Source organism: Colwellia ponticola (assembly GCF_005885605.1).
GTDB classification, from domain to species: Bacteria; Pseudomonadota; Gammaproteobacteria; order Enterobacterales; family Alteromonadaceae; genus Colwellia; species Colwellia ponticola.
On record NZ_SZVP01000017.1, the window covers coordinates 40,885 to 67,010 of the forward strand.

21 protein-coding genes are annotated in these 26,126 nt (G+C 37.4%); 6 read left to right on the top strand and 15 right to left on the bottom strand.

Features of this window, described 5'->3' with window-relative positions; genetic code table 11:
• Positions 1-224: 224 nt before the first annotated feature.
• The 4 genes from FCS21_RS14270 to FCS21_RS14285 all read right to left on the bottom strand — a co-directional run bounded on the left by FCS21_RS14270 (position 225) and on the right by FCS21_RS14285 (position 4,725).
• Positions 225-2,219, bottom strand: coding sequence for a flavohemoglobin expression-modulating QEGLA motif protein (locus FCS21_RS14270; protein ID WP_138624227.1), 1,995 nt, complete (start codon positions 2,217-2,219; stop codon positions 225-227).
• The gene (locus FCS21_RS14275; RefSeq protein WP_138624229.1) at positions 2,203-3,240 is read right to left on the bottom strand and encodes a glutathione synthase; all 1,038 of its coding nucleotides are present in this window, start codon (positions 3,238-3,240) and stop codon (positions 2,203-2,205) included. The genes FCS21_RS14270 and FCS21_RS14275 overlap by 17 nt, the downstream gene beginning before the upstream one ends.
• 200 nt (positions 3,241-3,440) lie before the next feature.
• Positions 3,441-3,692: a PA3496 family putative envelope integrity protein gene (locus FCS21_RS14280; protein WP_138624230.1), complete on the bottom strand. Its 252-nt coding sequence runs from the start codon at positions 3,690-3,692 to the stop codon at positions 3,441-3,443.
• Positions 3,693-3,852: 160 nt separating this feature from the next.
• Positions 3,853-4,725 carry a LysR family transcriptional regulator gene (locus FCS21_RS14285; RefSeq protein ID WP_138624232.1) on the bottom strand — a complete coding sequence of 291 codons (873 nt, stop codon included), beginning with the start codon at positions 4,723-4,725 and terminating at the stop codon, positions 3,853-3,855.
• Between the two features lie 106 nt (positions 4,726-4,831).
• Between FCS21_RS14285 and maoP the strand changes: the two genes are divergently transcribed.
• The 3 genes from maoP to FCS21_RS14300 all read left to right on the top strand — a co-directional run bounded on the left by maoP (position 4,832) and on the right by FCS21_RS14300 (position 7,137).
• Positions 4,832-5,134 (top strand): DUF413 domain-containing protein, encoded by a 303-nt coding sequence (maoP, locus tag FCS21_RS14290; protein ID WP_138624234.1) that lies wholly within the window; start codon positions 4,832-4,834, stop codon positions 5,132-5,134.
• Between the two features lie 49 nt (positions 5,135-5,183).
• Positions 5,184-6,293: a glutamate 5-kinase gene (gene proB / locus FCS21_RS14295; RefSeq protein WP_138624236.1), complete on the top strand. Its 1,110-nt coding sequence runs from the start codon at positions 5,184-5,186 to the stop codon at positions 6,291-6,293.
• Between the two features lie 187 nt (positions 6,294-6,480).
• Positions 6,481-7,137, top strand: a complete 657-nt coding sequence (locus FCS21_RS14300) for a glucosaminidase domain-containing protein (protein ID WP_138624237.1) — start codon at positions 6,481-6,483, stop codon at positions 7,135-7,137.
• Between the two features lie 385 nt (positions 7,138-7,522).
• On the opposite strand, the gene FCS21_RS14305 is transcribed toward FCS21_RS14300, so the two are convergent.
• The 3 genes from FCS21_RS14305 to FCS21_RS14315 form a co-directional block, all read right to left on the bottom strand.
• Complete coding sequence (locus FCS21_RS14305; RefSeq protein ID WP_138624239.1) at positions 7,523-8,449, bottom strand: bestrophin family protein; 927 nt, start codon at positions 8,447-8,449, stop codon at positions 7,523-7,525.
• A gap of 189 nt (positions 8,450-8,638) precedes the next feature.
• Positions 8,639-12,565 (bottom strand): translocation/assembly module TamB domain-containing protein, encoded by a 3,927-nt coding sequence (locus FCS21_RS14310; RefSeq protein WP_138624240.1) that lies wholly within the window; start codon positions 12,563-12,565, stop codon positions 8,639-8,641.
• Entirely contained in the window at positions 12,562-14,280 is a 1,719-nt protein-coding gene (locus FCS21_RS14315; protein WP_246047272.1) for an autotransporter assembly complex protein TamA, read from the bottom strand. The genes FCS21_RS14310 and FCS21_RS14315 overlap by 4 nt, the downstream gene beginning before the upstream one ends.
• A 255-nt stretch (positions 14,281-14,535) precedes the next feature.
• On the opposite strand from FCS21_RS14315, the gene FCS21_RS14320 reads away from it, so the two are divergent.
• Positions 14,536-15,390: a universal stress protein gene (locus FCS21_RS14320; protein WP_138624244.1), complete on the top strand. Its 855-nt coding sequence runs from the start codon at positions 14,536-14,538 to the stop codon at positions 15,388-15,390.
• Between the two features lie 109 nt (positions 15,391-15,499).
• Here FCS21_RS14320 and FCS21_RS14325 read toward each other — a convergent pair whose 3' ends face one another.
• From FCS21_RS14325 to FCS21_RS14335, 3 genes are all read right to left on the bottom strand, one after another.
• Complete coding sequence (locus FCS21_RS14325; protein WP_138624245.1) at positions 15,500-16,465, bottom strand: mechanosensitive ion channel family protein; 966 nt, start codon at positions 16,463-16,465, stop codon at positions 15,500-15,502.
• Between the two features lie 22 nt (positions 16,466-16,487).
• The gene (locus FCS21_RS14330) at positions 16,488-17,276 is read right to left on the bottom strand and encodes a DUF432 domain-containing protein (protein ID WP_138624247.1); all 789 of its coding nucleotides are present in this window, start codon (positions 17,274-17,276) and stop codon (positions 16,488-16,490) included.
• Between the two features lie 116 nt (positions 17,277-17,392).
• Positions 17,393-18,364 (bottom strand): magnesium transporter CorA family protein, encoded by a 972-nt coding sequence (locus tag FCS21_RS14335; protein WP_138624248.1) that lies wholly within the window; start codon positions 18,362-18,364, stop codon positions 17,393-17,395.
• A gap of 214 nt (positions 18,365-18,578) precedes the next feature.
• Here FCS21_RS14335 and FCS21_RS14340 point away from each other — a divergent pair, with 214 nt between their 5' ends.
• Both FCS21_RS14340 and FCS21_RS14345 read left to right on the top strand, forming a co-directional pair.
• Positions 18,579-19,604: a DUF21 domain-containing protein gene (locus tag FCS21_RS14340; protein ID WP_138624249.1), complete on the top strand. Its 1,026-nt coding sequence runs from the start codon at positions 18,579-18,581 to the stop codon at positions 19,602-19,604.
• A 144-nt stretch (positions 19,605-19,748) separates the two neighbouring features.
• Positions 19,749-20,633 (top strand): mechanosensitive ion channel family protein, encoded by an 885-nt coding sequence (locus tag FCS21_RS14345; protein WP_246047274.1) that lies wholly within the window; start codon positions 19,749-19,751, stop codon positions 20,631-20,633.
• A gap of 133 nt (positions 20,634-20,766) precedes the next feature.
• On the opposite strand, the gene FCS21_RS14350 is transcribed toward FCS21_RS14345, so the two are convergent.
• From FCS21_RS14350 to rimK, 5 genes are all read right to left on the bottom strand, one after another.
• On the bottom strand, positions 20,767-22,596 hold the full coding sequence (locus FCS21_RS14350; protein ID WP_138624250.1) for an SLC13 family permease: 1,830 nt from the start codon (positions 22,594-22,596) through the stop codon (positions 20,767-20,769).
• A 125-nt stretch (positions 22,597-22,721) separates the two neighbouring features.
• Positions 22,722-23,591 (bottom strand): mechanosensitive ion channel family protein, encoded by an 870-nt coding sequence (locus FCS21_RS14355; RefSeq protein WP_138624251.1) that lies wholly within the window; start codon positions 23,589-23,591, stop codon positions 22,722-22,724.
• Positions 23,592-23,658: 67 nt separating this feature from the next.
• Positions 23,659-24,093 (bottom strand): ATP-dependent zinc protease family protein, encoded by a 435-nt coding sequence (locus FCS21_RS14360; RefSeq protein WP_138624252.1) that lies wholly within the window; start codon positions 24,091-24,093, stop codon positions 23,659-23,661.
• A gap of 32 nt (positions 24,094-24,125) precedes the next feature.
• On the bottom strand, positions 24,126-25,154 hold the full coding sequence (locus FCS21_RS14365; protein WP_138624253.1) for a succinylglutamate desuccinylase/aspartoacylase family protein: 1,029 nt from the start codon (positions 25,152-25,154) through the stop codon (positions 24,126-24,128).
• Positions 25,155-25,168: 14 nt separating this feature from the next.
• Positions 25,169-26,074: a 30S ribosomal protein S6--L-glutamate ligase gene (gene rimK / locus FCS21_RS14370; protein ID WP_138624254.1), complete on the bottom strand. Its 906-nt coding sequence runs from the start codon at positions 26,072-26,074 to the stop codon at positions 25,169-25,171.
• Between the last annotated feature and the right edge of the window lie 52 nt (positions 26,075-26,126).

Consider the following 26,126-nt stretch of genomic DNA (forward strand, 5'->3'; position numbering starts at 1 on the left):
TGTAAGCGTTTAAACTCGGACTCTAGTAACGTATGGGACCATGATAACTTCACAAATTTTATTTGTGCTCATGTCGCCCATGCCGTTCTAAGTGGTCATTTCTTTATACGAAACAATGGAATTACACCTAACATGTTAAGCTAGAGAATACGATAACTTAATAGTGTTCTTAATCCCAATAAGCTGCTATTAGGATTAAGAACCTTGTGCTTATTTGTTAAAAACTATTTAATAGAACTCACCAAATAATCAAGAATACTCATGGGTTTATTTAATTTCACCTCTAAAGGAAATAACGATTTAGGTTTAGTAATAAGACCACGCTCGATCATTTCAGCGATAACCGGAAAATCTAATAAGCCGGTTTTACCCACCAATAAATTTTCAAGGCTTTCTGTTTTTCTAAAGTTAAGAATATCTCTAAAACCTTTCAAATAAAGATGATCTTTAGTAAAACCACCGCCCCTATAAACTCGTGTGGTTAAGGTAAAAGCATTAGCAGAGCTCACGCCATAGTTAGTCATTAGCATCTGATAAGTTTTAGAAAAATCACCATGAGTAAGCATGTACTTTACTGCAATCACTCGTAAAGCAAGGGTTTTTAGTCGCGCTAGCGTTAAGTTACCCGAGCAATATTCACTAAAAATCGCGATGCCTTCTTGCGTATGAGTATTACCCGCAAGACCAATGGAGAACACCTTTAACTGCGACTCTTTAGCATTGATGGTGGTAAGCATATGAATACCTAGCTCATGAAAAGCATAACCTTGCAATTCTGAGCGGGTAAAAAGCGCATCTTTATTAATTAGCAATAAACGTTTTTCATTGTTAACCATGGCTTTAGCAACCAGTCGAGATGACTTTTCAATACGACAGTTTAACTGCCACTTGCTCGCCTGCTCTTTATAGTATTCAACCGCATAATCAGCATTGTGAATTGATTCTTCAAACTCACCTTCTATTTCAGGGGCGCGTAATATAAATTCTGCGTTAGCAATATCTTGGCTGTTAGGTTCACCATAATAACGTAATGAGTTATAAACAAAATCATCGGTACCAATTGAGGTTAACAAATCAATTTTATTAGCTAAGTTATCAATAGTATGGCGATACATTTGCTGAATATCAGCATCCATAATTTCATTTACTGGTAACTTATAGAGTTGCTCTCTAAATTGGTACGGGTCAATATTAAGCTGTTTATAATGAAAGTCTGGCGAACCGGTACTTTTTGCTGAAAAAAACTTTTTACGCTCACTAGCAATATTAATAGGGTTAATAAAGTTGAGCGTTTCTACACTTTTACAAAGCGCAACCAGTCTTTTATCAACTGTAATAATTTCAGGCGCCAATGATGAGGTAAGCATGTCGGTACTTTTAGCCAACTTTTGCTTATTATACTTGCGCATAAAAAAGGCTGAGGTATCGCTAATAGCGTGCTTAATACCTGCTTTAAGCTCTTCCAATACTAACGGAAAAAGCTCACCATTTTTTTCATCCATAAAGACTTTTTTGACTTCAATGGGCAGCACTAGTGTATTGTCAAAATGGGCACTAATATGCGTGATCAGGTAGCCTCGGCCATGAAACACTTCATCGGTTGCCGCGTAAGCGTCCATGTTAGGTAGATCTATTTTATTAAGCTGTTGCTCAAATTTAGTCGCGATTGCTCCCCAGCGCTGCATGTCTATTTGCGACGAGCCAATATTAAAGGTCGGCGACGCTTTATCAATATGCTGATAGTTATAGGAGTGCATATCAAAAATAATGGTATTTTTAAATAACAACTCTAACTTAGCGATTAACGCTTCGACAACATTATAAAAAGCTTGATGCTTAGCATGGCTAACACTACGTTGCTTTACCGTTAACGGCTTTTGCCACACCTGTTTGTTTTTAGTCGTTTTAAAAGCAGTAGATAACGTTTTTGCTCTGTTAAGATCATATTCAAAACGTGAATCGTTAGCAATTAACACAATAGGAAACGATGAAATTAAATCGGCAGTGTAAGGCGACTCTTCATAATGTCGGGCTTTGTCGGTTAATAAACAGTTTTTTTTCAACTCATCTCTAAGTTGATGACCATTGTGAATAGCAGCGCATACCACAGGACTATACTCATCTATTTTTATAATAAATGAAGCATCTTCTACTTGTGCATGAAAACACTTGCCTTTATTGATTAACGCAATACATTCTTTTTCAGATAACGTGAGCATCGTCTATCGCCTTTCTAAATTCATTTCTACGTTGTGCTAATGCCTCTTTAGCATGAATAACGCCTTCTGCAAAGTCGATAACTTTCTTCTGTAGTTTGACATTATTAAGCTTATTAATACGCATAATGCCACCAGGGCTTTGCACATTCACTTCAATTAACTTTTCGTTAATCACATCAATACCAACAAAATACAAACCATCGCGTACCAATTTAGGACCAATATGCTTACACAGTGCTTTTTCATTTTTAGTTAAGATATGCTTAACAACGCTACCACCTGCATGTACGTTAGAGCGAACTTCATTACTAGCCGGTACGCGCTTCATGGCCCCAATAGGCTCACCGTTTAGCATTAAGATACGCACATCGCCGGCATCAGCACCTTCAACATATTCTTGTAAAATAACGTAATTGCCACCTTTACCGCTGTTAATATAAAACTCTAACAGAGAATGAAAACTCTTTTGTGCGTTTTTATCTACTAAAATCACCCCCTGACCACCATAACCGTCGAGCGGTTTCATGATCATTTTTCCTGACTCAGAATGATTTAATACGTCAACTAAGTATTCTGGTGTTTTAGATACGTGCGTAACGGGAATAAAGTGATTACACGGATCATCAAACGACGCTGTATATAGTTTGGTGTTAGCAATACGTAAGCCATCGATATCGTTCATGATAAAAACATCTTCACGCACTGAATCAAGAAAGTTTAAAGTAATAGGATCCAGTGGGGGGTTGGCGCGCATAATAATAATGTCAAACCCAGCCAAAGGCAGCTGTGATTTTTTAAACTCAGCTTTTTTATAAAATGACATGATGCTGGCAGGTGTGGCTGTACCTTTTTTAAAGACCTGACAAAATGCGCTAGACACTGAATCTCTCATCGTTAAATTGTGCGGCGTAGCAATCGCGACTGTATGATTTCGAGACACACACTCGTGAATAAGTCGTAAAGTAGAGTCAGTCTCTGGATCAATTTTATCCCAAGAGTACATTAAAAAAAGAATATTCATTATTTGCCTTTGTTTGCAGTTATTTGCAGTTATTTATGTTTAGATGAGTAGAGGGTAAATGATACGCCATCAAGCGATAGCATAAAATTAAAAAAGTTTAAAAGTAACGATAAAAAAAGGACTAATAAATTAGTCCTTTTTTTAAGCATGAATTTACCTTGATAAGGGGTAAATAATGATGAGTGTCTAGGGGGCGTTAGTTAATCCCAATCAGAAAAATAATCTTCATCAAATTTTCTTAATCGACGCTCTTCCTGTAAATCTTCAATTCTTTGCTTTACTAGAAAACTATGGCGATTACGTTGTTTCGAACTGACCACCTCGTCAGATACCTCGTCAGATAAAAAGTCTAGGGTAAAGTCAGTCATAGTATTAACGTTATTTAAAGGCTCGCCGCTATTTACGTCAACGCTATCAGAAGAAGATAGTTCATAACTAGAATCAAGGGTCATTTTTCTCACCAAAAAGACGATCATGTTAAAAGCGGATAATCTATCTTTTAGCCTTATAAATAAAGCAAAAAATTTTTAGCTTAACGATAAAAGTATTTTACTGGTAACACGTTATTTAGCGATGCAATATGATAAGTGTGTGGTGATTTCATCATGATACTTACCCAGTAATAATCGCTGGTGCTTCAGGCTCCTCTTTTCTCAGTAAGTTTTTAATTTCAATAATGCGTGCTTCATTTTCATTTTCTTTATGAAATGCACTGAATAATTCACGCTCAAAAATGGGCAAACTGTCTATGGCAAAAAGTTTGCCTTGTTCTATAAATGGTTTTGCTAGCATATCGGGTAAATAGGCACTACCACCACATTGCAACATTAAATCTAACGCGATGCGTGCCGTACAGGTTCTCATGGCAGGAATAGAGATACCGCTAACCTCTTTGGCATGCCAATTAATAAAGCTCATGCCCCAATCAATCATAATATAACGCTTAACATCTGCTGGGCTTATTACCTCATGATCAAAAGTAGTTACCGGCACTAAGTTAAACATATACAAGGATTCTATCTTTAACTCCTCCACTTTGGGGGGATCAAATAAAATAGCAACATCAAGGGTACGCTCAAGTAGACCTCTGGTTAATTGTTCGCGCGATAATATTTCAGCAATCAAACTAATATGCGGTTGATTAGAGTATATTTTAGAGATGGCGTCATGAATATAAACATCCCAGGTGTTAGGCGTGCCCGCAATTGATATTTGCGCTATTTGCTCGGCAGCTAGGGCAACATCTTGTTTAGCCATGCGTAGGGTATTAAGCATATTTTCTGCGTGCGGGACTAGGCGTTCGCCCGCTAAGGTAAGTTGAATGTTATTTCTTGCTCGGTGAAATAGCGCTACGCCAAAGTAACGCTCTAACTGGCGTACCCTCGTACTAATAGCTGCCTGTGTTAGATATAAGTTTTCTGCTGCTTTGCCAAAGTGACGACAATCTTTCACTTCTAAAAAGGTTTTAATTAACTCTATATCCATTCTGTTACCTCTTATCGATACGATAATTATTATTTGTTTTACAGCTTGATGAGTTATCCGCATACTCGGCTCAATGACCAGTTGACTGAGATAACGTGAGAAAATTATGACATTAATACATGGCTTTATTTGTACCGAACAGTTTTATGACGATACTAATTTTCCTCGTGGCTTTAAAAAAACCGGAGACTTCAGCATTGCCGAGGCCGAGTTACTCACCAGTATTGGTAAACGCTTGTTTATGTTAGAAGAAAATCTTTGTTCTCCCGAGAATCAAATAGAAGAGCAATTTGTTCACGTATGCAAGATAAAGGCAGAGTGTGAAAGTAAAGTGCAGCTTTTATGGCAAAAGTATAAACACTTAATTAGACACAAACAATATCATTGTTTAAGCGGCAACACTTATTAAGCCGTGTTAACTAAAGAACAGTACAAAACACTAAATATCAGGCAATAACATGAAGTTTAATCGAGCAGTAATCAAAGTAGGTAGCGCTTTAGTTGCTCCTAATGCCCAGGGCTGTAGTGGTAAATATACCTTAGCAATATCGCAATTTATTACTCAATGCCAACAACAAGGTAAAGAGATTATTCTGGTGTCTTCTGGCTCTATTGCTGCTGGTCGTAGTTCTATTCATCATGGCTCTGTCGATGTCTCTGTCGCCACTCGAAAAGCGATGGCTTCTGTTGGGCAAATGAAAATGATGGCTAATTGGCAGCGTTTTTTTGATATTCCTTGTAGCCAATTATTAATCACTCAACAAGATCTCAACGACAGAGAACGCTTTATTAGCATTAAACACACCATTAACATTCAGTTGGCTAATGGTATTTTGCCTATTGTTAATGAAAATGACACCGTGGCTAGTAAAGATGCTACTGCAGGCGATAATGACAACCTTGCCGCTTTAGTTGCCCAAGTATGTGAAGCCGATGCTTTGTTTATTTTAGGTGATGTTGACGGTGTTTTTACTCAAGACCCTAAAACCAATACTAATGCGCTCTTAGTACCGGTAATAGATAAGGTTACCGATGAAATATACGCAATGGCCGGGGTAAACAATAATAAGCATAGTACTGGCGGCATGCGCAGCAAAATTGAAGCGGCAGCAAAAGCGGTTGAGCATGGTATTAATACTTATATTGTTAACGGTACGCGTAATGACGTCTTTGACGCTTTATTAAAAGAGCTAAATCCAGGTACACACTTTATTGCTCATAAAGATATTATTACTGCTAAAAAGCATTGGCTTAAACATACCTTAAAAAGCCAAGGACAAATTATTTTAGATGAAGGCGCCGTCAACGCGTTATTAAACGAAGGCGCATCGTTACTGCCAAAAGGCATAAAATCTGTCCAATCACAATGTCAATTTAGCTTTCAGCAAGGTGATTCTGTCGATTTGATTGATGAAAAAAGTAACAAAATTATCGCGAAAGGAATTAGTATTTACAGTCAACGTGACTTAACGCGCATTATGGGCCAACACAGTGGCAGCATTGCCAGTATTTTAGGGCATAATCAAGGCAGCGTGGTAGTACATCGTGATGATATGGTTATTCTGTAACCTTAATAACTTTATGCAATGACTAGGCATTACCGACAGTAAAGGGATTAATATTTTACTCATGTGCCTAGTCAGCTATTAACGTTATTTTTTGTTACTATAGAGGCGTTAATAATTTATCAAAAATTAATAAGGACTCTCTATTTTGAAAATATTTACTAATAAAATCGTCATTTTGGTTCTCATCATGATCATTTCTGGTGCTATCAGTTATTACTTTACTAGTACGACAAAAGACACCGAACTCCCTCCGATGACAGTGCAAGAGAAGAAAGCACGTTTTAAGTCATTAATTATTCCTGCGGTTGATACTGTATACGCTGATTTAATGAAGCAATATAGTGATATTAAAAGCACCTTAGCAGCAGGTAAAACGAATAAGAGCATTGAAAAGCTAAAAGTAGAATATAAAGCGACTACTGATGAAGAGCTGTTAATGGCGCTTAAACCACACCCTAAAAGTATTGCTATTGCACAAGCCGCGATGGAAAGTTCTTGGGCAACGTCTCGTTTTTTTAAAAAAGCCTATAACATCTTTGGTGTTTGGTCTTTTGATGAAGATGAACCCCGTATTGCTGCCTTACAAAAACGTGGTGATAAAACTATTTGGGTTAAAAAATATAGTTCAATCGAAGCCTCCGTTTACGACTATTATCGCACCCTAGCGCGTAGTCATGCGTTTGATGATTTTAGAAAAGCCAAAATGAAAACAAACGATCCCTTTGTGCTAGTGACTAAGTTAGATCGTTATTCTGAAAAAGGCAGTCTGTACGGTGAAGAGCTAACCGCTATTATCAAATTCAATAAGTTTGATCAATATGATGCTAAAACCACGGCAAACTAAGTGGCTAAATAAACATTCTGTCAATGGAAAATAAACCTACAAATATAATTGGCATAGTAAAATTATTACTATGCCAACTTTGTTGTCTTTTTTATTGTTATAGTAAATTGGTTAAGCTCTTTCCCACTAGTCATAATTTAAAGGTTTAGAGGCAAGCCATTGATTGAAGAGAATGGTTATTGTGAAGAATAAGTCCTGCATTATCTAATAATGCTACCTCCGTGTAACGTCCTTGTCAAAATCAATAAAGCCGCATCTGAGCCGTTGCCTTTTATTAGGAACTCCCCCTTTGCGAGCTTGAACGATGCACACGCACATCGTTCAATTTAACCAAATGGGTATTAATTATCCCTTAAAAAAGGGAGTAATATTCTATAGGGTATTACTATTCAAAGCGGTGTTTAATAGGTTGTATACATTCAGGTAAGTCTGATTCACCGAGTATTTCTAATATATCAATTTCAATTGTTCGAGACATTGTCGTTAATGCTAAGTCGTTTTCCGCAACGCCAAAAGGCTCTTCTAACTCTTCACTCAATGCATCTAAGCCAAAAAATGTGTAGGTTACTATGGCACAAAATAATGGTGTAATCAGTCCTTGTGAAGCGACAATACCAAAAGGTAATATCAAGCAGTAAATGTAGGCTGTACGCTGAACCAATAATAAATAGGCAAATGGTAAGGGGGTTTTCTTAATGCGCTCACATGCCCCCTGCACTGCTGCCATTGAACTCATACGTTCATCAAGGCTTTGGATTAAAAAGTCTGATAATAAATCTTTATGACGACATGAGCCTAATTTTTTTGCGATTAATCTTAGCAACGCATCGGGTATATTTCGAGTGTTACGTAGAGGCTCAATATCTTTTGGCTCTAGGTATCTTTCTATATCTTCCCAAGGATCAGAATCTCTTAATTGATGCCGTAAGGCATGATTAAAAGCAATAGTTAAATAAAGAATCCTTCGGTGTACTAAAACACCATCTTCTACTTGCCCATCGATATAAGAAGTCACCTGACGAGATAAACAACGCGAATCAATCGTTAATTGCCCCCATTGTTTACGTGCTTCCCACCAACGATCATAACAAGCATTATTTCTAAAACCTAAAAACAATGACAGCGACATACCTAATAACGCTAGCGGAGCTAAGGTGAAATCTGGAAAAGTATTGGGATAATAATATTGAATGGCGGCAACAACAACACCCAACATAGTCATAAAAGCTATTTGTGGAAAAACAAGCGGCAGCACAGAGCCTCTAAGCGTAAAAAGTATTTTAAATGCGTTGGGTTTATTTCTAACAATCATGATTTTTTTCCGACAAAGTATAGAAAGTTGAGGGTGTGTTATTACTGTCTAGGATCCAATAAAAACATTGTTTTATAACGCGCACAACCAAGCATGTCAATCAATATGCGATGCTTAACCAGTAAGGCGTATAACTCGATATTAAGTGTTACATCAACGAGACTTTATCGGCGCTTGATGCTAGGTAATTTACTGTATATCAAATGAATAATAAAGATTAGCTGAGCTCTCTAAGCCCGACACGGCTTCAACCCATAATCGACTAAAGAAATAAAACCTAACCGTTAGCTCATTAATAGGATCAACTACGCCAATACCATATTTGATATAGACTTGTTCACCAATGTAACCGGCAATAGAGGCTTCTTCATCATCACCATCGATTTCAATTCTATTCAATAATGGCAGCTTTTCTATTTGCGTTAGCACACCTGAATAGTTTGTAAGCACTGTACCTAAAGCTAACCCCAATGCCGCATTACTACCACTGGTTTCAGCATCAAGTCCTCGGCCTCTCACTAAATAGGACAACACTTCAGCTTGCTGCAAACTAGGTTTTGAAAACAATTTAATTTGCAGGCTATTAGCAAGACCTGTCGCTTCAATACCAACAATAATATCTTCTTTTTCAATAGTGCGGGTTGCTTGCATTGATACATACGGGTTTTTCACCGGGCCGTTAAAAGATATATTACCTTTACTCATAGATAAGTCTTGCCCGTAAGCACGGTAGCGCCCTTCGGGTATTGTTAAACTACCGAATAATTGTAAAGGTTGCTGTGACTGCTGACTGACTTGTAATTCACCGCCAATTAGCCCAACAAAACCTTGACCTTCTATTTGAAAAACATCGGCGATAACCACACGTACATTGGTGACTATATTAAAACGTTTTTCTTTAATAACTTGCTCGCCAGCATCATTAACAATAATAACATCTTGGCTTAAACTGACACTGCCTTGTGGTAGTTTATCAACCGATAACTTACCTTCAAGCACCTCAATACGACCAGATAACTTAAGCTCAGATGCTGTTAGCTGAGCGTTAAGCTTAGGGGATATAGTTAAGGTTAAATCAGGTGGAACAGAAAAATTTAACGACTCGCCATCTAAGTTAATACTGCCGTGTAAATCCTTTTGCCAATCAATATTTCCCGTTAATTCTGCCCGACCACTATTAATATTTAACCCGCCAGAAATAGTAGCGCTGTGACCATTAAGCTCAATAGCCATGGTAATGTTTTCTACAGTATTAATATCGCCTAATACTTTAGCTTTCCCCTGTGTTAGTCTCATTTGCCCATTGATTATCGGCTTACTTATATCACCTGCTATCGCCAGCTCAGTATTTAACATTCCCTCAAGTAAAGACAACTCTGGCACAAAAGCCTGTAGTGGTGCTAAGCTAAAATCATTCAAGCGAATAACGCTATGCACATTACTATTGTTACTATTGTTACTATTGTTAACTAAGGGAATAGCTGTTTTAGCGGTTAAAATAGCACGACCATCGGGCGCTATTAAAACGACATCAGCGTTAAGCTTATTGTTAGTCATAGCAAGGGTTAATTGACCTTGTTGCCAGGTCATTAATTTTTTTATATCTCCTGCTTTGATAATGGTTATACCGCCAGCACTTAGCGCTAATTTAGCATCAATAACCGGCGGCTTATCGGCTTGCCACCCCAGAGTAATATTGCCGGCTATTGTGCTCTCAACCGAGATTTCTTTAGGTATAAAAGACCTTAAAAGCTCAGTATTTACCTTAGTCGATAAGGAAAGTTCTCCCTGAGTAGCACTTATCTGGCTATTTTCGTTTAAACACAGTTGTGAAGCGTTTCCTAACCAACAATGCTTGTTAATCGCTAACGTTTTTTGCGCTAGGTTATAAAGCAAATGCACCGACTCACTTGCCTCAAAGTCATGCTGACCTATGGCAAAGCTAGCGTTATTGGTTTTTATATCCAACAAGCTATCGTTTGCCTTATATTGACTCTCGAGCGAAACATTAACTGATGAATCACCAAACCAAGTTAAGCCCACTTGTTGCTTAGCTAAATCACCATGACTCGATAGCTTTATCTTATTGATGGTATGCTCATTGATATTGACCAGTAAACTCGTCAACGTTAGTTGATGTTGATGATTACTCAGTGGTCGATAGTTGGCAGTAAAACCAATGGCGTCACTGGTAATATTGTTAGCAACGTTTGAGAGGAACAGTTTGCTAAATTCGCCTGCAACATTGATATTAGGGTCGCTAATAGCGCCAGAGATAGCTATTTTTGCCTGTAAAGATCCTTCAATATCTTTTAACCAGCTGTTGATATCACCGACACTAATGGTGCCATTAACATGCCAATTTTTATCGCTATAGCCCTGTAATCTAAGCCCTATATCACCATAATTAACTTGCAGCTCACTTGGCGCTAACTCTCCTTTATGGTTAACATCGAGATTAGCGCTGACGTAGAATGTATTATCATTAATTTCACCGCTAACAGCGGAGTTCACCAAGTTAATTGCCCATTGCTGATCATGCCAAAAGCCTTTACTTTGCACACGACCTTGCAGGCGACCTGATAAATCTGGATTAAGTTCAGGTAAGGTAATGCCAGTAGAGTCTAGTTGAACATCCCAAGAAATTTCATTGCCAATATTAATATTACCCACCATATTTAAAGCGTTTTTTGCCGCGGCATCTTTTAACTGCAAAGCGTTTATTTTTATACTTCTGCTCTTTAACTGATCACTCAGTGGCTCATCTAAGTGCTCGCTTGGCTGTTCACTAAGCTGAGCATCTAAAGTTAGTGCTACATTGTCATAGCCCAAACCGCTAAAGTGAGTATTAAGCGCTAGCGTTTGTTGGCTAATATCGCCCTGACTTTTTAATGAAAAGCTGGTTGAATTAAGCACTTGGCTAACCTCAGTCGCCAAGGTTAACTTACTCACATTAACCGCTATTTTATAGGGTAAACTGGCTTTGGTAATATCAACTAATGCGTCTGTTGTTAACGCTAAAGCGCCTTCACTACTTGCAGTAATGGCTAAGCGTGATAAATCACCTTTAACGGCTATTTTTTGAGAAGAGTCGTTCAGTTGAGGTAACACTTCATTGCTTTGAATGGTATTAAGTAAGGTTAAATCGACACTATAAGGTGCTAGTAGTTCAACGTTACCTTGTAAAGAAATAGCGTGTAAAGAGAACGTCTGTGAAGAAAAATCGCCCACCGCTATTGCTGTTGATGACAACGTATCAATACTCAGTTTGGTTTTAAACCAAGATAAGCGAGTGATGAGGTTTTCTATCTCGAGCAGCGGTATTTTTTCAACAAAGTCTGAGTTACTTGCTGTGTTTGCCTTAGTAGCTTGCTCGGCTTTTGCTTTATTTTTGACTTTTTCTTGAGTAGTTTTCTCAACTGACTGCTCATTAAGGATAAACTCTTTAACAGCAAACGATTTTATCGTTAAATTAAAAGGTAGCGATACCTTAGGTAATGTAGCTAAAGGCCACGGTTCGCTAGTTTTTTTTATCGGCTGGGTTTGCCGTGTTTCACTGTTCGCTAACGTACTTTTCGTTAAGGTAATCGTTGCACTCGCTAATAGTGCTTTTTCAATGGTTATTACGTTATCTTTAATCATTAACCCGCTTGAAAAGTGCGCTAACGAAATGGCGATATTATCATTTTGTATCTGTGCCTTTGCTAATGAAAATTGCTTCATGTTAAGGTCAAAAGGCAAAGGTAAAAACGCGGGAATCATTACCTCTTCCAGTAACTCATCAGCAGAGCTAGCACCGTTATCTTTTATGTCTACATGCAAAGCGTCAATACGTAACGTATCAACACAGAATTGTTTTTTCCACAGGCAGCGCAAATGCAGTTGTAGCTTTATATTATTTGCTTTAACCACTAACGCCTCGTTTTTAATGGTTAACTCTGTTAGGTGTAAATCGTTTAATAGTGCGCCACTTCGATATTCGACCTGTAACGATTGACCATTAATAAGGAAAAGAGTGAGCTGAGTCCCCCACGGCGTTGACAGTAATAGGGTGAAGAAACACAATATGCTGGTGAGTAGAGTTAATACGCCTAAGCTCACACCTTTGTAGTTCATAGGTCAGCTCCAATACTAAAGTGAATGCGCCATGACTTATCTTGCTCACTTAACGGGTAACCTAAGGCAAATCGAATCGGTCCAATAGGAGAAATATAGTGAATACCGGTACCAACAGAGTAAGCAAGGTTTAGCTTGTCGGTATTGTTAACACTCCCGCCATCACTAAAGAGTGCGCCGCGCCATTCATTAGTAAAATAGTATTGATACTCAATACTAGCAACAATCATATTCGTACCACCGGTGACAATCTCATCGCCTTGGTTCGGTCCATGTAAAAGCTCAGTTTTAGGTCCAATTGATTGATAAGCAAAACCTCGAATACTTTGATCACCTCCGGCATAAAAACGAAGCGATGGCGAAAGCTCTGCACCGACATTATTTTTAGTGATGATATAGCCTAACTCCGCTCGGGTCACTACACGGTGTTTAGGGGCAACTAAGGCAATGTATTTCCAGCGAGCGTTAAAGCGTAAAAATGATGTTTCAGAATTTAGCGCTTCATAACTGCCCTCTACATTATAATATTGTCGAAAGCCATTACTAGGATCTAACACTGAGCCTTGCCAAGTTTTATCTGACCAAGTAAAGCCAGGAATAAAATAATTAGCATTATCATACATAGCACCATCGACATCCCACTTTTCGTTAAGATATCGAACATAAGGTTGACGTAAAATTTCATCCTCTAAGTAAACACGCCCCATTTGAAAAGAAGTAAACTTACTGGTTAAATCGGCAAAATCATTTTCTTCTAGTAATGCTTTAAATTGGAAAATATCATTATTGGGATGCGTTAATGGAATGCTGTAAACAAAACTCCCAGTAGGATTGATTTTTGAATAAGACAACCTGGTTTCTTGCTTATGGCCATAGTTGTTTACCGCTGGCGTTTTCCACACTAAAGAAAAATTCTCTTTCGTGTCGGTCGCATAACCTAGCCCTAAATCTAATTGATGACTTTTAGCTTTTTTTAATGAAATATCAATAGCTAAAATACTAGCATTATTGGCTTCTGTACTTTTTTCAGTGCTGGGTCGCACCACAACGTTACTAAAGTATTGCGTTTCATCTAGTTCATTTTGTAAATTTTGTAGCAAACGTTGTTGATAAAAATCCCCCACTTTAAAAGGCACTAAAGGTTTTAGAACACTGGGGTTAATGCCTAAGTAATTAAAGGTGATTTCGCCAAATTGATAACGAGGACCACTATCATAATGAATAATAATATCAGCGGTTTTTAGGTTTCTATGAATAGCGATAGTGGCTTTAGTAAATTTATTAGTAAAGTATCCGCGCTCTAAGCCAAGCGAGGCTAAATCAATTTTAAGCTTCTCATAAGCACCATGATGTAAGATATCACCAGAGCGAATAGCCAAGTCACTAATAAGTTCAGTAAAAGCACTGTCGTTAAGAGCGTCACCGGCTAGCACAACATCAACCTTATTGATTAGGGTCGGTTGATTTAACACCACATTAATCGTTAGCGTTATTTCGTTATTATCGCGCGGTTCACTGGTTAAGCTAGTCACTGAAGCGCGATAGTACCCTAGGGCATTAAGCGCATTTAAGGTCTTCTTTTTCGCCATCAAGATAAAGGCAGCACGTTCGCTATCATTATCAGGTAATGCACCTAAATGAGCCTGTATATTTTGCTTTATTTCTTTCGGTAAACCTTCTGAAAGCACTACTACCAGCGGCGCTGATAACGCCATCGGAGAGATCACAAAAAATAAAAGTAGTAGAAAGGCTCGATATTGCATTATGGTAGATTATTAATACATAGATGAATCAAAAAGTAGAACCCTAGCATAACAGTAAATAGGGGTGCTCTACGCTAAGTTTTTCATGATAAACGTTATTCTATAGCGCTTATGATGATCAATAAACTATATCAATAAATAAATAGCTATAGTGTTATAAAGCAATGTGCTGCTATGCCCCTAGGATTAATTTATAAGGAATAAAAAATGATAAATGAGCAATTAGTATGGTTTATCGATGGTCGTTATTTTTATAATACTATTACTTTAGATAAAATAATAACGTTAGCTACCGCTCACCAGCAGCCGCTTAAAATAATTATTGATGTTCGTGTCAAATCAACAGAGCGCTGGTATTGGCATTCCATAAATAAAGATACAAGTAGCGTCAATAAAGAATTAGCAACAATAAACACTAAAAAACAAGATTTGCTGGACGCGTTAGCCACAAAAGCAATTGAGGCTGAGGTTATAGTGACGCAATCGGCTGATCACATAACCGTCATCAATACTGAACTAGCCAAAAAAAATAATAGTTTATTAATTTTAGAAGATACGCCACCGAAAAAAAGGCACCCGTTATTCCAAGCGCTTACCGAAATCAATTCCCCAGTATTGTTATTAAGTAATAGCCCTTGGAAAAAGCCACTCAATATTATTGGCGCTGTGGATCCTTTACATGAAAATGATCGCCCAGCTCACATTGATGACAGTATTGTTAAGCAGTTAAAAGCTTGGCATAAAGCATTGTCAGCTCAGTGGACTCTGGTACATTGTTGCTATATTTCATCGGTTTTATATGAATATAAAAATAAAGTATTGTTAATGCACAAAGAAGGTTTACAAGAGTTTGCTGAACAATTTCTTGTCAAAAAAACGCAATATATTTTACTTGAAGGCTTGCCTGAAGAAGCGTTAAAAGCTTTTATTAACAAAAACAATATCGACATATTATGCATCGGTTTAGTTAACAGGAGTATGCTTGATAAACTCTGGGTCGGCAGTACTACCTCACACTTTTTATATGAGCCGCCATGCGATTTACTACTGATTAAACAGTAAAAATAAAACTTACCGAATGTCTAATAGTTAAACTTAGACTTAGACCATAAACAACAAGGGTCAATAATAATCCTTTTATTGACCCTTATATAAACTGCTATGTTAACTGTTATGTTGCTGAATCAGCGTCACTGTGTTGTGATGACTGCGATGATGGTGGGGCAGTTGCTAAAGCACCTGGGGCTGACGGTGTCGCCACTTTAGCGGTTGTTGAAGTCTGCTCCATCGGCACAGGTGCTTGTGCTGGTATGTTAACGACATCAAAAGGTTTACTTCGACTCCCCGCATAAAGACTAACGTGAGGAAATGGGATTTCAATACCCTGTTCATCAAACGTCTTTTTAATATCTTGATACATTTGATTTTTAAGCATCAAAAAGTTTTCTCTTTTTGACCACACTGAGAATTGAATATCGACAGACGAAGTACCAAAACCAGTTAATATAAAAAGGGGCGCAGGCTCTTCTAAACAAATAACATTTTGCTCTGCTATTTTTAATAAAACAGTCCTGACCGTTTCAATATCTTCCTTGTAAGCTATGCCAAACTTTAAATCAGCTCTTCGAATAGGAAACTTGGTCAAGGTGGTTACTGCGCTTTTTATCATGCTTTCATTGGGTATTCTGACAAATAAGTTATCGAATGTTCTTAATTTAACTGATAATAAGTCAATTGAAATAACCTCCCCTAAAATATCGTTAACTTTAATAGAGTCGCCAATAGAAAAAGGTCTTTCGATCATCAAAAACAAACCACTGATCAAGTTAGAGGCAGAAGTTTGTGAAGCAAAGCCAAGCGCTACTGTGAAAATACCAGCAGCGCCAAGTAATATCGTTAAATCAACACCAATATGTTTTAATGCCGATAAAGTAAACAAGCCTAACAGGGTATAAAAAATGGTTCTTTTTAAAAGGAAAAGTCCGTGTTTGGTCGCTTTTTTTTCTGCCACTTTCGCCACTGCACTACTGATGACTTTGGCAATAAGGTAACCCGATACAAATAAAATTAATGCCTGTATCAGGGTATACAAATGTGATGTTATAAAAATATTAAAAAACTCAGTGATGACTGCCATATTGCTATTTATCCAATGTTATTTATCCAAGGAGGTTACTAATTCTACGAATCAACTTCCCATGACCTAACGATACCCGCGGGCTACTGATAAACGTTAATGGTGCTAATTCAGACGACACACTTTTATCAACAATTAACTCGACATCACTTGAGTCATTTTTTATTTCAATAGTGAGCCGAGAAGTCCATAAATTATTTTGTTCATCACTATATAAATGTAAATGATTTACCGGCACGTTAATTCTATTGATGGTGAAGGGTTGATCATGATTGTTAACCACTATAATAGACGTTGTCGCCTTATGGCTGTGTAAATCTAGGTCTTCAAGCTGTGTTTTCGCCGAGGTATATTTTGCATAGCATAATTGTCCATCAATGGTTGAACTGCCAAACCATGAGTCTGATGGCCGCCAAAATGGCAAGTCCACTATGCATTTACCACTAGGTACAGTATGCGCGCAAAACCAAATAGGGGTACTAATAAACAATTGAATTTTTTCACCCGCTAAAATAACTAACGGTGAAGAAGGTCGAGCAATAACAGTACGGTCAGCTAATAAAGGAAATACCTTTACTGTGTCCGACGTACTTTTTTCTAAAAAGCGCCCAACGACATCAGTACTCTCAACGGTAAAGTTTGCGCCATCTGAAAGGGTAATATCATCATGCTCTTGTGCGACACTTTCTATATTCCAAGTATTCCACTCGGTCGCTTTTCTTTTTAATAAAATAGCTCGCTGGCCAATACTCCAACACTTTTGTTCTTGTAGATCGAAGGTAAAATCCCCCCACCAAATACTATTACTCATAAAAATCGCTCATAACTTGCTCATAAAAGTGACTTGCTTAAACTAACGGCTTAAGCAAGTCAGGTTATTTAAGGTGCTCTGTTTTTCAGCTAAAGGCTTTAATTTATAACCTGTACTTACAACCAGCGCTTTCTTTTAAACAAGGCAATTAAACCAACAGAAATAACCGTCATTACGCCAAGTAAAATAAAGTAGCCATTAGGCGACTTCAATTCCGGTATATATTCAAAGTTCATCCCATAAATACCCGCTAAAAAAGTAAGCGGGACAAATAACGCCGTAATCACCGTTAATATTCTCATGGTTGAATTTAGTTGATGTGAGGTAACAGACATATAACCATTAATTAAATCTCCACAAATATCATAATACATTTGAGAAAGGCTCATTAACCGGTCAAGTCGCTCCCTTAAATCATTAACGGTATGAACTTCTTTGCTGGTAATTAACGAGGTGTCATCATCTTCAAGATACATATTTAAAGTATTACCAATAGTGACATGATAATTAAAGGTGCGTTTTATTTTAACAAGTTGCGAGCGATAGGCGGTAATTTCTCGCATCATTTTATCATTACCACTTATTTGAAATTCATCCTCTATTTTTTCTAAGTTTGCCTCAAAGCCAAATAATTGCTGTAGGTAATTACCACAACTGCTGTGAAATATTTTTAAGGCTAAATGAATAGGACTTCTTTTTAAATATTTTTCACTATCCTCATTAAATAAGTTATTAATCGCTATCGAGCTTTTGGGATGACAGGTTATTAAGATACGCTCCCCTATAAACATACTAATTTGCACATGCTCAAAGGTGAGATTGTCTTCTTTTGCGACAAAACCTCGGTAAAGTAAAAAAATATAGCGGTCAAACAGCTCTACTTTAGGCGGGTGCCTGTCTCTTTGTGCATCTAAAATAGCTAAGGGATGACAACCAAACTGCGTTAATATGTCGTGTTCTTGTGCCCTGTCGACATTATTGAGATCAATCCACAGTACGGTACTGTCATCCTTCTTCCATTCGTTTACCAACTCTTGACCGCCTTTTTTTAACGATGATGTCGGTGAAATTAGCATACAATTGATCATAAAAAACCCTTACATGAAGTAATCGGTAACGTGTAGACTTTGCTAAAGCACGGACGCTACTTTAAAGTAATAATGCTTGTCAGTATAAGTAATATTATGCAACAAGGGTAAAGTTATTAGTTGTTATTTCAACAAGTAACATTAACAATACATTTTATACTGTAACTTTACTATTCGCCTTAATAACGGCTTTCAAATTTATTTAGGAATACACATGTCAACTGACATTATTACTTGGTGTGCTATCGCTATTTGTATCACACATTCAGCTATTTTTTCCGGCTTAAACCTGGCATTTTTTTCTATTAGTCGGCTGCACTTAGAGGTAGAGGCTAAAAAGAAAAACCAAGCGGCCCAAAAAGTATTAAAACTAAGGGATGATTCAAATTTTCTATTAGCTACTATATTATGGGGTAATGTCGGTATTAATGTATTGCTAACCATGCTCTCTGACTCAGTCTTAACAGGTGTTAGCGCCTTTTTATTTTCAACTATTGCGATTACTATTATTGGTGAAATTACGCCACAAGCGTATTTTTCACGTAATGCTTTAAGAATGGGGAGTTTACTGGCTCCGGTTATTCGCTTTTATCAAATTCTTTTTTACCCGGTAGCTAAGCCAACGGCACTCATTCTTGACGCTTGGTTAGGTAAAGAAGGGATAACATACCTCGAAGAAAGTGAATTGAGAAATATTATTCGTCAACATATAACCGCTGAAGAGGCTGATTTAAATCAAGTAGAAGGCATTGGTGCATTAAACTTTTTTGCGTTAGATGAAATACATGTGACCGAAGAAGGCGAAATTATTGACCCTAAATCGATTATTGCCTTACCCACTAAATTAGATTTACCTATTATTCCTACCATAGAAAAAAGCCAAGACGACCCTTTTCTTATGCAAGTGAATGAAACTGAGCATAGCTGGGTTATTTTAACTAATTTAGAAGGTTACCCTTTATTAATATTAGATGCCGACGGCTTTTCACGTGCTGCTTTGTATCAAAAAGACAACTTTGACCCGTATAACTATTGTCATCGTCCGGTTGTTATTACTGATGAAACAACCCCATTAAATGAAGCGATGCTACAAATGAAGATAAACACCTCAATTGATAAAAACTTTGATGGCGTTATTGAGCACGATGTACTCTTAATTTGGGGAGCAAACAAACGGATTATTACTGGCGCCGATATTTTCGGGTTATTACTGAAAGGTATGTTACCCAGTGCTAAGTAATCTTTAAAGAATATAGCAAAATACTTATGTCATTAGACACACTAGTATATTTTTATTCAACTAAATAAGTTATTACGTTTAATTGTTATTCTGAACCCTTTACAATATCTCTCTAAGCTGTCTATTTATTGTAATTAGCAGCTAATGAAAGTTAAATTAACTCAAGATATTGGAATACTTAATAATATGTTCAACTTTACCGAATGGAGTGAGTTTGTTTTAAATAATAAATTTTTGCTTACCTTTTTACTTATTTGCACCTTTTTTATATTTAAATTTTTGATTCTAAAACTAATAGAAAAAAAATCTACACAAGATAAAAGACTAAAAATAAATATCGTCAATAATATATTCTCGTTATTAATTATTTTGGTTGTGTTTAATATCTGGTCTGAAGAAATTCAAAAGTTTGCTTTCTCTATTGCGGCGTTTATTGTTGCCATAGTGCTCGCAACAAGAGAGTTTATTCAATGCTTTATTGGCTTTATTTATTTACTCTCAAGTCGCCCATTTCGTATTGGTGATTGGGTTCAAATTGGTAATTATTACGGCGAAGTTCACTCTATCGACTGGGCAAAAGTAACCCTGTTAGAAGTAGATAAAGACAGTTACCAATATACGGGTAAAACCTTGTATATGCCTAATAGCAAACTGATCACCTCTATCATTAAAAACCTTAACTTTCTTAAACGTTATGCGACCCATCATTTTACTATCGTGCGTGATGACAGTATTAACCCGTTTGAATTTATTGATGAATTATATGAAAAAGCCTATTTATATTGTGAAGACTTTAACGATGTAGCCATTCGTTATAATCAGCTAATCGAAAATCGTTTAGATGTGAGCATTACCGGACCTGATCCGCATATTCAAATAGCAACGTCTGAGCTTGGTGACACGCAAGTATTTTTCACCATTTTTTGCCCAACCGAAAGTGCTATGGCGATAGAACAAAAATTAACCAATGACTTTATGCGTTTATGGTTTGAACAAAAAGCCTTACAGGCAAAAGAAGTGACGCAATAACGTAACAAAATAGCCATACTAAGGCTGCTCTATAGTAGACACTTCCCTTGGTGTCTACTATGTTTTATCTACTACATTTCAAAAGCTTACTTTCTTTCTCTTTCCTTTATAGCACTTAACATTGTGTTAAAACTTATAAATAAAGCCAGTTTAATAAGAGTGATAAGGTGACCCACATTAATAAGATTAATGGAATACCAACACGCATAAAGTCGGAAAACTTATAGCCGCCAGCGTTCATCACCAATAAATTTGTTTTATAAGCCATAGGCGTGGCATAACTTAGGTTAGCACCAAATAATACTGCTAAGATAAAGGGTTCAGGGGGAAGATTGAGTTGTTGCGCAACAGAGATAGCAACAGGAGTACCAATAACCGCGGCAGCATTATTAGAAACGATATTCGTTAGAATCGCTAATAACAGCATTAAAGCGGCTAAAACGCCCCCCGCAGGTAAAGAGTACGATACTACCACAAAGACCTCTGCTATGTATTGTGCACCTCCCGTGATCATCATGGTAGAGCCTAATGCTAAAGACGCTGCAACAATTAAAATCACTTGCGTACTTAGCGCCGATGAAGCCTCCTCCCAATTTAAGCATTTGGTTAGTAATAAAATTAATACTCCACAGACTGAACTGACTTCAATAGGAATAATACCCAGTGCTGACACAGCAACTACTGAAAGTAAGGTAACCAATGCTAACGACGCCTTACTGGTTTGTGGTAATGCTGCCGCGCCGTCAATAACTAATAACCCCCGCTTTGCTTTAAGTAGGTTAATTTGATCAATTTCGCCTTGCACCAAGAGTACATCACCAATCTTTAAGCGCGTTTTACCAATCCCGTTGCGCCCTATTTCCATGGCTTTTCCTGCTCGGTGTAATGCCACGACCGAAATGCCATATTTACGAATAAAGTTGACTTGTTGTAAAGTGCGCCCTTCAACACCTGAACCACCAATAATAACAATTTCAGCCATGGTTTGTTTTTCGGCTTTTAACGGGTTTTCATCATCAACTTTACGTAAGCCCGAAAACAACACCGCCCCTAAAACACTCTCATATTCTTTTAGTCGTTCAGGGAAGTCATGTACTTTTAAGCGATCCCCCACCGTCAGTACAGTATCAGGTAAAGAGATAATATTACGATTATCAGGGCCGCGTTGAATACTCTCTATTTTTAACTGTCCATCTGTTAAGGCAATCGCTTCAGCAATAGTTTTACCGTTAACTTGACTTTCTTCATCGATATTTAGATAAGCGCTAAATAAACGCGGCGACGTATCAGCCATTGACGTTGAGCGACTAGGCAAAAGTTTGGGCGCAATTAACCATAAGTAAAGCACGGCAACTACTGCGGCAATAAGCGCTGGTTTAGCAAAGTCAAACAAACCAAATTCTGCTACCCCCATATTCTTTGCAATACTCACCACAAGTAAGTTAGTTGACGTACCAATAGTGGTTGCCATACCCCCTACTAAGGTTGCTAAGCCCATCGGTAACAACATAGGAGATGAGTCTGTCTTAGTACGTAATGCCACACTGATTAAAATAGGCAGTAATAGCACCACAACAGGGGTATTATTAATAAAAGCACTGAGCACCCCAGCAAGAATGAGTGTTAATAATAACGATAAGGTTGGACTTATTTTCCATAATTTAGCTAAATACCGACCAATAGGCTCTAATGCTCCGGTTTGGACAATGCCATGACCAATGATCATCAATGAGCACACGGTAATTAAGGCTTCGTGGCCAAAACCAAAAAATAAGGTACCGGCTTCAAAGTGAACACCGTCAACATAAAAAGGGAACAATACAAACATTAAACAAAGCACTGCGATAACAGCCAATGAGGAGGTTTCTAAGGGAATGTCTTCTCGACGAAACAAATAGAGTGCTAACACGGTAATTAATAAAACTGCTAGCGCATGATTATTAGGAATGTCTGGAATATTCAATAGTGGATACCAAGTTGATTAATGCTAGTGATTACAGTTAATCCTTAAAGTACTGAACTTAAGGTAACTAATACGCTTACTAGTGGCTATTGTTTTTTTAAAAAGCTTTATATGAACATGCTTGTTTATACTTCCTGTCGATTGATAATAGTTAAAGCACCATCGATATGCACATCACGTTGTGGGAAAGAGATAACAATATTATTTTTTTCAAATAACTCATCCAAAGTAAAGCGTATATTACTTCGAGTGACTCTTAACCCGGTTTCACCGGTAGAGTTTATCCAAAAATTAACGTAAAAAATTAAGGCGCTCTCGCCAAAGTCTTCAAATACCACTACGGGCATCGGCTCTCTTAATACATCTTTTTGCGCCAGCGTTGCCTCTAAAATAAGGTCGGCTACTTTTCTAGCGCGACTGCCATAGGCAACACCGACAGAAATACTTGTTCTGACTAAGTTATCACGCAATGTCCAGTTAACCACAGTATTTTCAAGTAACTTACTATTAGGAATAAGTAAATGCACCCCATCAACACGTCTAATACGCGTTGAACGGGTATTAATTTTTTCAACTACACCTTTGGCATTTTCAACTTCTAAAAAGTCGCCTATTTTAATGGGCTGTTCCCACATTAAAATCCAACCACTAATAAAGTTATTAATAATATTTTGTGCACCAAAACCAAAGCCAATAGCGATAGCACCCGATAAAAAAGCAAAAGCGGTAATAGGCACATTGATCAAGTCTAATGTTGTCACGAGCAATATCAGAATAGCGATAACATAAAAAACACGTTGTAGTAAATGTATTATGTTTGGGTCTGTTTTATGGGTTGTTAAGCTATTGGTCAATAGTTTAACTCCCCATTTAGTGAGTAACATGCCAATATAAACGATAAAAGGGATTAACAGTAACCCTCCTAACGTAATAGGCTGCTCAGCAACCGTAAAAACAGTAATGGATAAAATTGCTTTTATTTGTGCTAAGTCCATAATTCACCTTGAAAATAAAAACTTTAATACCAATCGGACTACTTTAATTAATCCGATTGGATGTTTGTTATTTAGATCCTAAAAATACTTTCGACGGATCAACTAAAAACTTTTTGCCAATCGCTTCTCGACCAAAAAGCATTAAGTAACTCATGTCAGAGCGATCCGTTAAGGTTATTTCAATTGACCACTCTTCTTGACCTAATACGACCGGTGTTTCTATCACATAACGTTGCTCAGTAGTCCCATTAGATGATTTTACTTTACGTATATCACTAATAGGGGCAGTACATTTAATTTTAGTATCAACATTATGTACATCGGGGTGAATATCAAAGGTGACACTGTGCACGCCTTTAATAATCGATTTTTTAATGTTATCAACATGCAAAGATGATGTTTTGGCGCCCGTGTCTACTCGAACCTGCAACTCAGAAATAGCTAAAGCTGGCAGTGCAATAGACTCTAAGCGCCCGATAATTAGTTTATCTGGTTTACTCATAATGCTTCCTCATAGTGATAATTTATTATTGCTTATTCCGCATAACTATTTTCAGGTAATAATTGCTCTTGTACATGCTCGATATGCTCGGCAATGGTTTCATCATTTTCACTAAAATAAGCAATATGAAACATTGCCTCACCTTCTTGCACTAAAGGAATATTTTGCTTACCAATTAAAATACCTGAGCGTGTCGCCTTAACCGAGTCAAATATAGTGCCATAAGGACTACCAATTTCTGCCAATATTTGCCCTTTAGTTATTTGATCGCCCAGATTAACCAAGTTATTTACTATACCACTGGCATTTGCTCTTACCCATTGGCTACCATTGGCAATAAAAGGCACTACTTTTTTCTTTTTAGTAGCAACAGCTTTTCTTTTCATTCCTAAGTGCTGCAAAACATTTAAGATGCCTTTCATACCCGCTAAAATTGAAAACTCGTCAAACCGAAGTGCTTCACCAGCTTCATAAAGTAATATTTTAGTATTATTTTTTACGGCTGCTTCGCGTAATGAACCATCAACCAAGTTAGAGTTTAGTACCACGGGTACACCAAACACTTCCGCTAACGCCTTAGTATCAACATCAGACATATCTGCGCGAATTTGCGGTAGGTTTGAACGGTGAATAGCACCTGTGTGTAAGTCAATCCCATAGTCACAATGTTTGACTATTTCATTTAAGAAAATATAGGCCACTCGCCCTGCTAAAGAGCCTTTAGCTGAGCCTGGGAAACAACGATTTAAATCTCGACGATCTGGCATATAACGACTTTGGTTTACCACACCATAAACATTTACCATAGGCACAGTGATAACCGTGCCATGAGTAATTTTTAATTTGTTGCCATTAATAAGTCGACGAATAATTTCAATACCGTTTAATTCGTCGCCGTGCACTGCCGCACTAATGAAAATAGTCGGTCCTGGCTTTTTAGCTCTGATGATATGAACCGGTAACGATACATTCGCATCGGTATATAATTTAGCCACCGGTAACTCTATTTTTCGTTGTTCACCAGGTAAAACTTCAAATTCGCCAATACGTAATATATCCATAAGATTCTCTTTAACTAGCCTTTGCCAAGTGTTTTAGTGCTGTCTGGTTTTGCATTTTTTTCTAAAAACTCAAACACCATACCTGCAACGTTTTTACCTGTTGCTTTTTCAATGCCTTCTAAACCTGGCGATGAATTAACTTCCATTACCATAGGACCATTTTGTGAGCGTAGTAAATCAACACCACACATATTTAAGCCCATAGTTTTTGCTGCTTTTACAGCTGTTTCACGTTCTGCTTTAGAGAGTTTAACCACTTCAGCAGAGCCGCCGCGATGTAAATTAGAACGAAACTCACCTTCAGCGCCTTGACGTTTCATGGCTGCAACAACTTTACCACCAATCACTAAACAACGAATATCAGCGCCGCCTGCCTCTTTAACAAATTCTTGCACTAAAATGTTAGCTTTTAAGCCCATAAAGGCTTCGATAATAGATTCAGCTGCTTTAGCCGTATCGGCTAATACCACGCCAATACCTTGAGTACCTTCTAATAACTTAATAACAACTGGCGCACCACCAACATTTTTAATTAAATCTTTAATATTATCAGGTCTGCTAGCAAAACCAGTTCTGGGTAAACCAATGCCTTTACGTGATAATAATTGTAATGAACGTAATTTATCGCGTGAACGGCTAATAGCAACAGACTCGTTAATATTAAAGGTCCCCATCATTTCAAATTGTCTAGCAACGGCAGTACCATAAAAAGTTACCGAAGCACCAATACGTGGAATAATCGCGTCGTATCGAGGTAACTCTTTACCTTTGTAACGTACCGATGAGCGTGAACTGGTAATGTCCATGTAGCAATGTAAGGTATCAATAATATCAACTTCATGCCCCATAGCTTCACCTGCTTCTTTTAGACGACGCGTAGAGTACAGGTTCTTGTTTCGAGATAAGATAGCTATTTTCATAATGATGCCTTTTAGTAATATATAGTGAGATAATAAATTGTAATTTAACAGT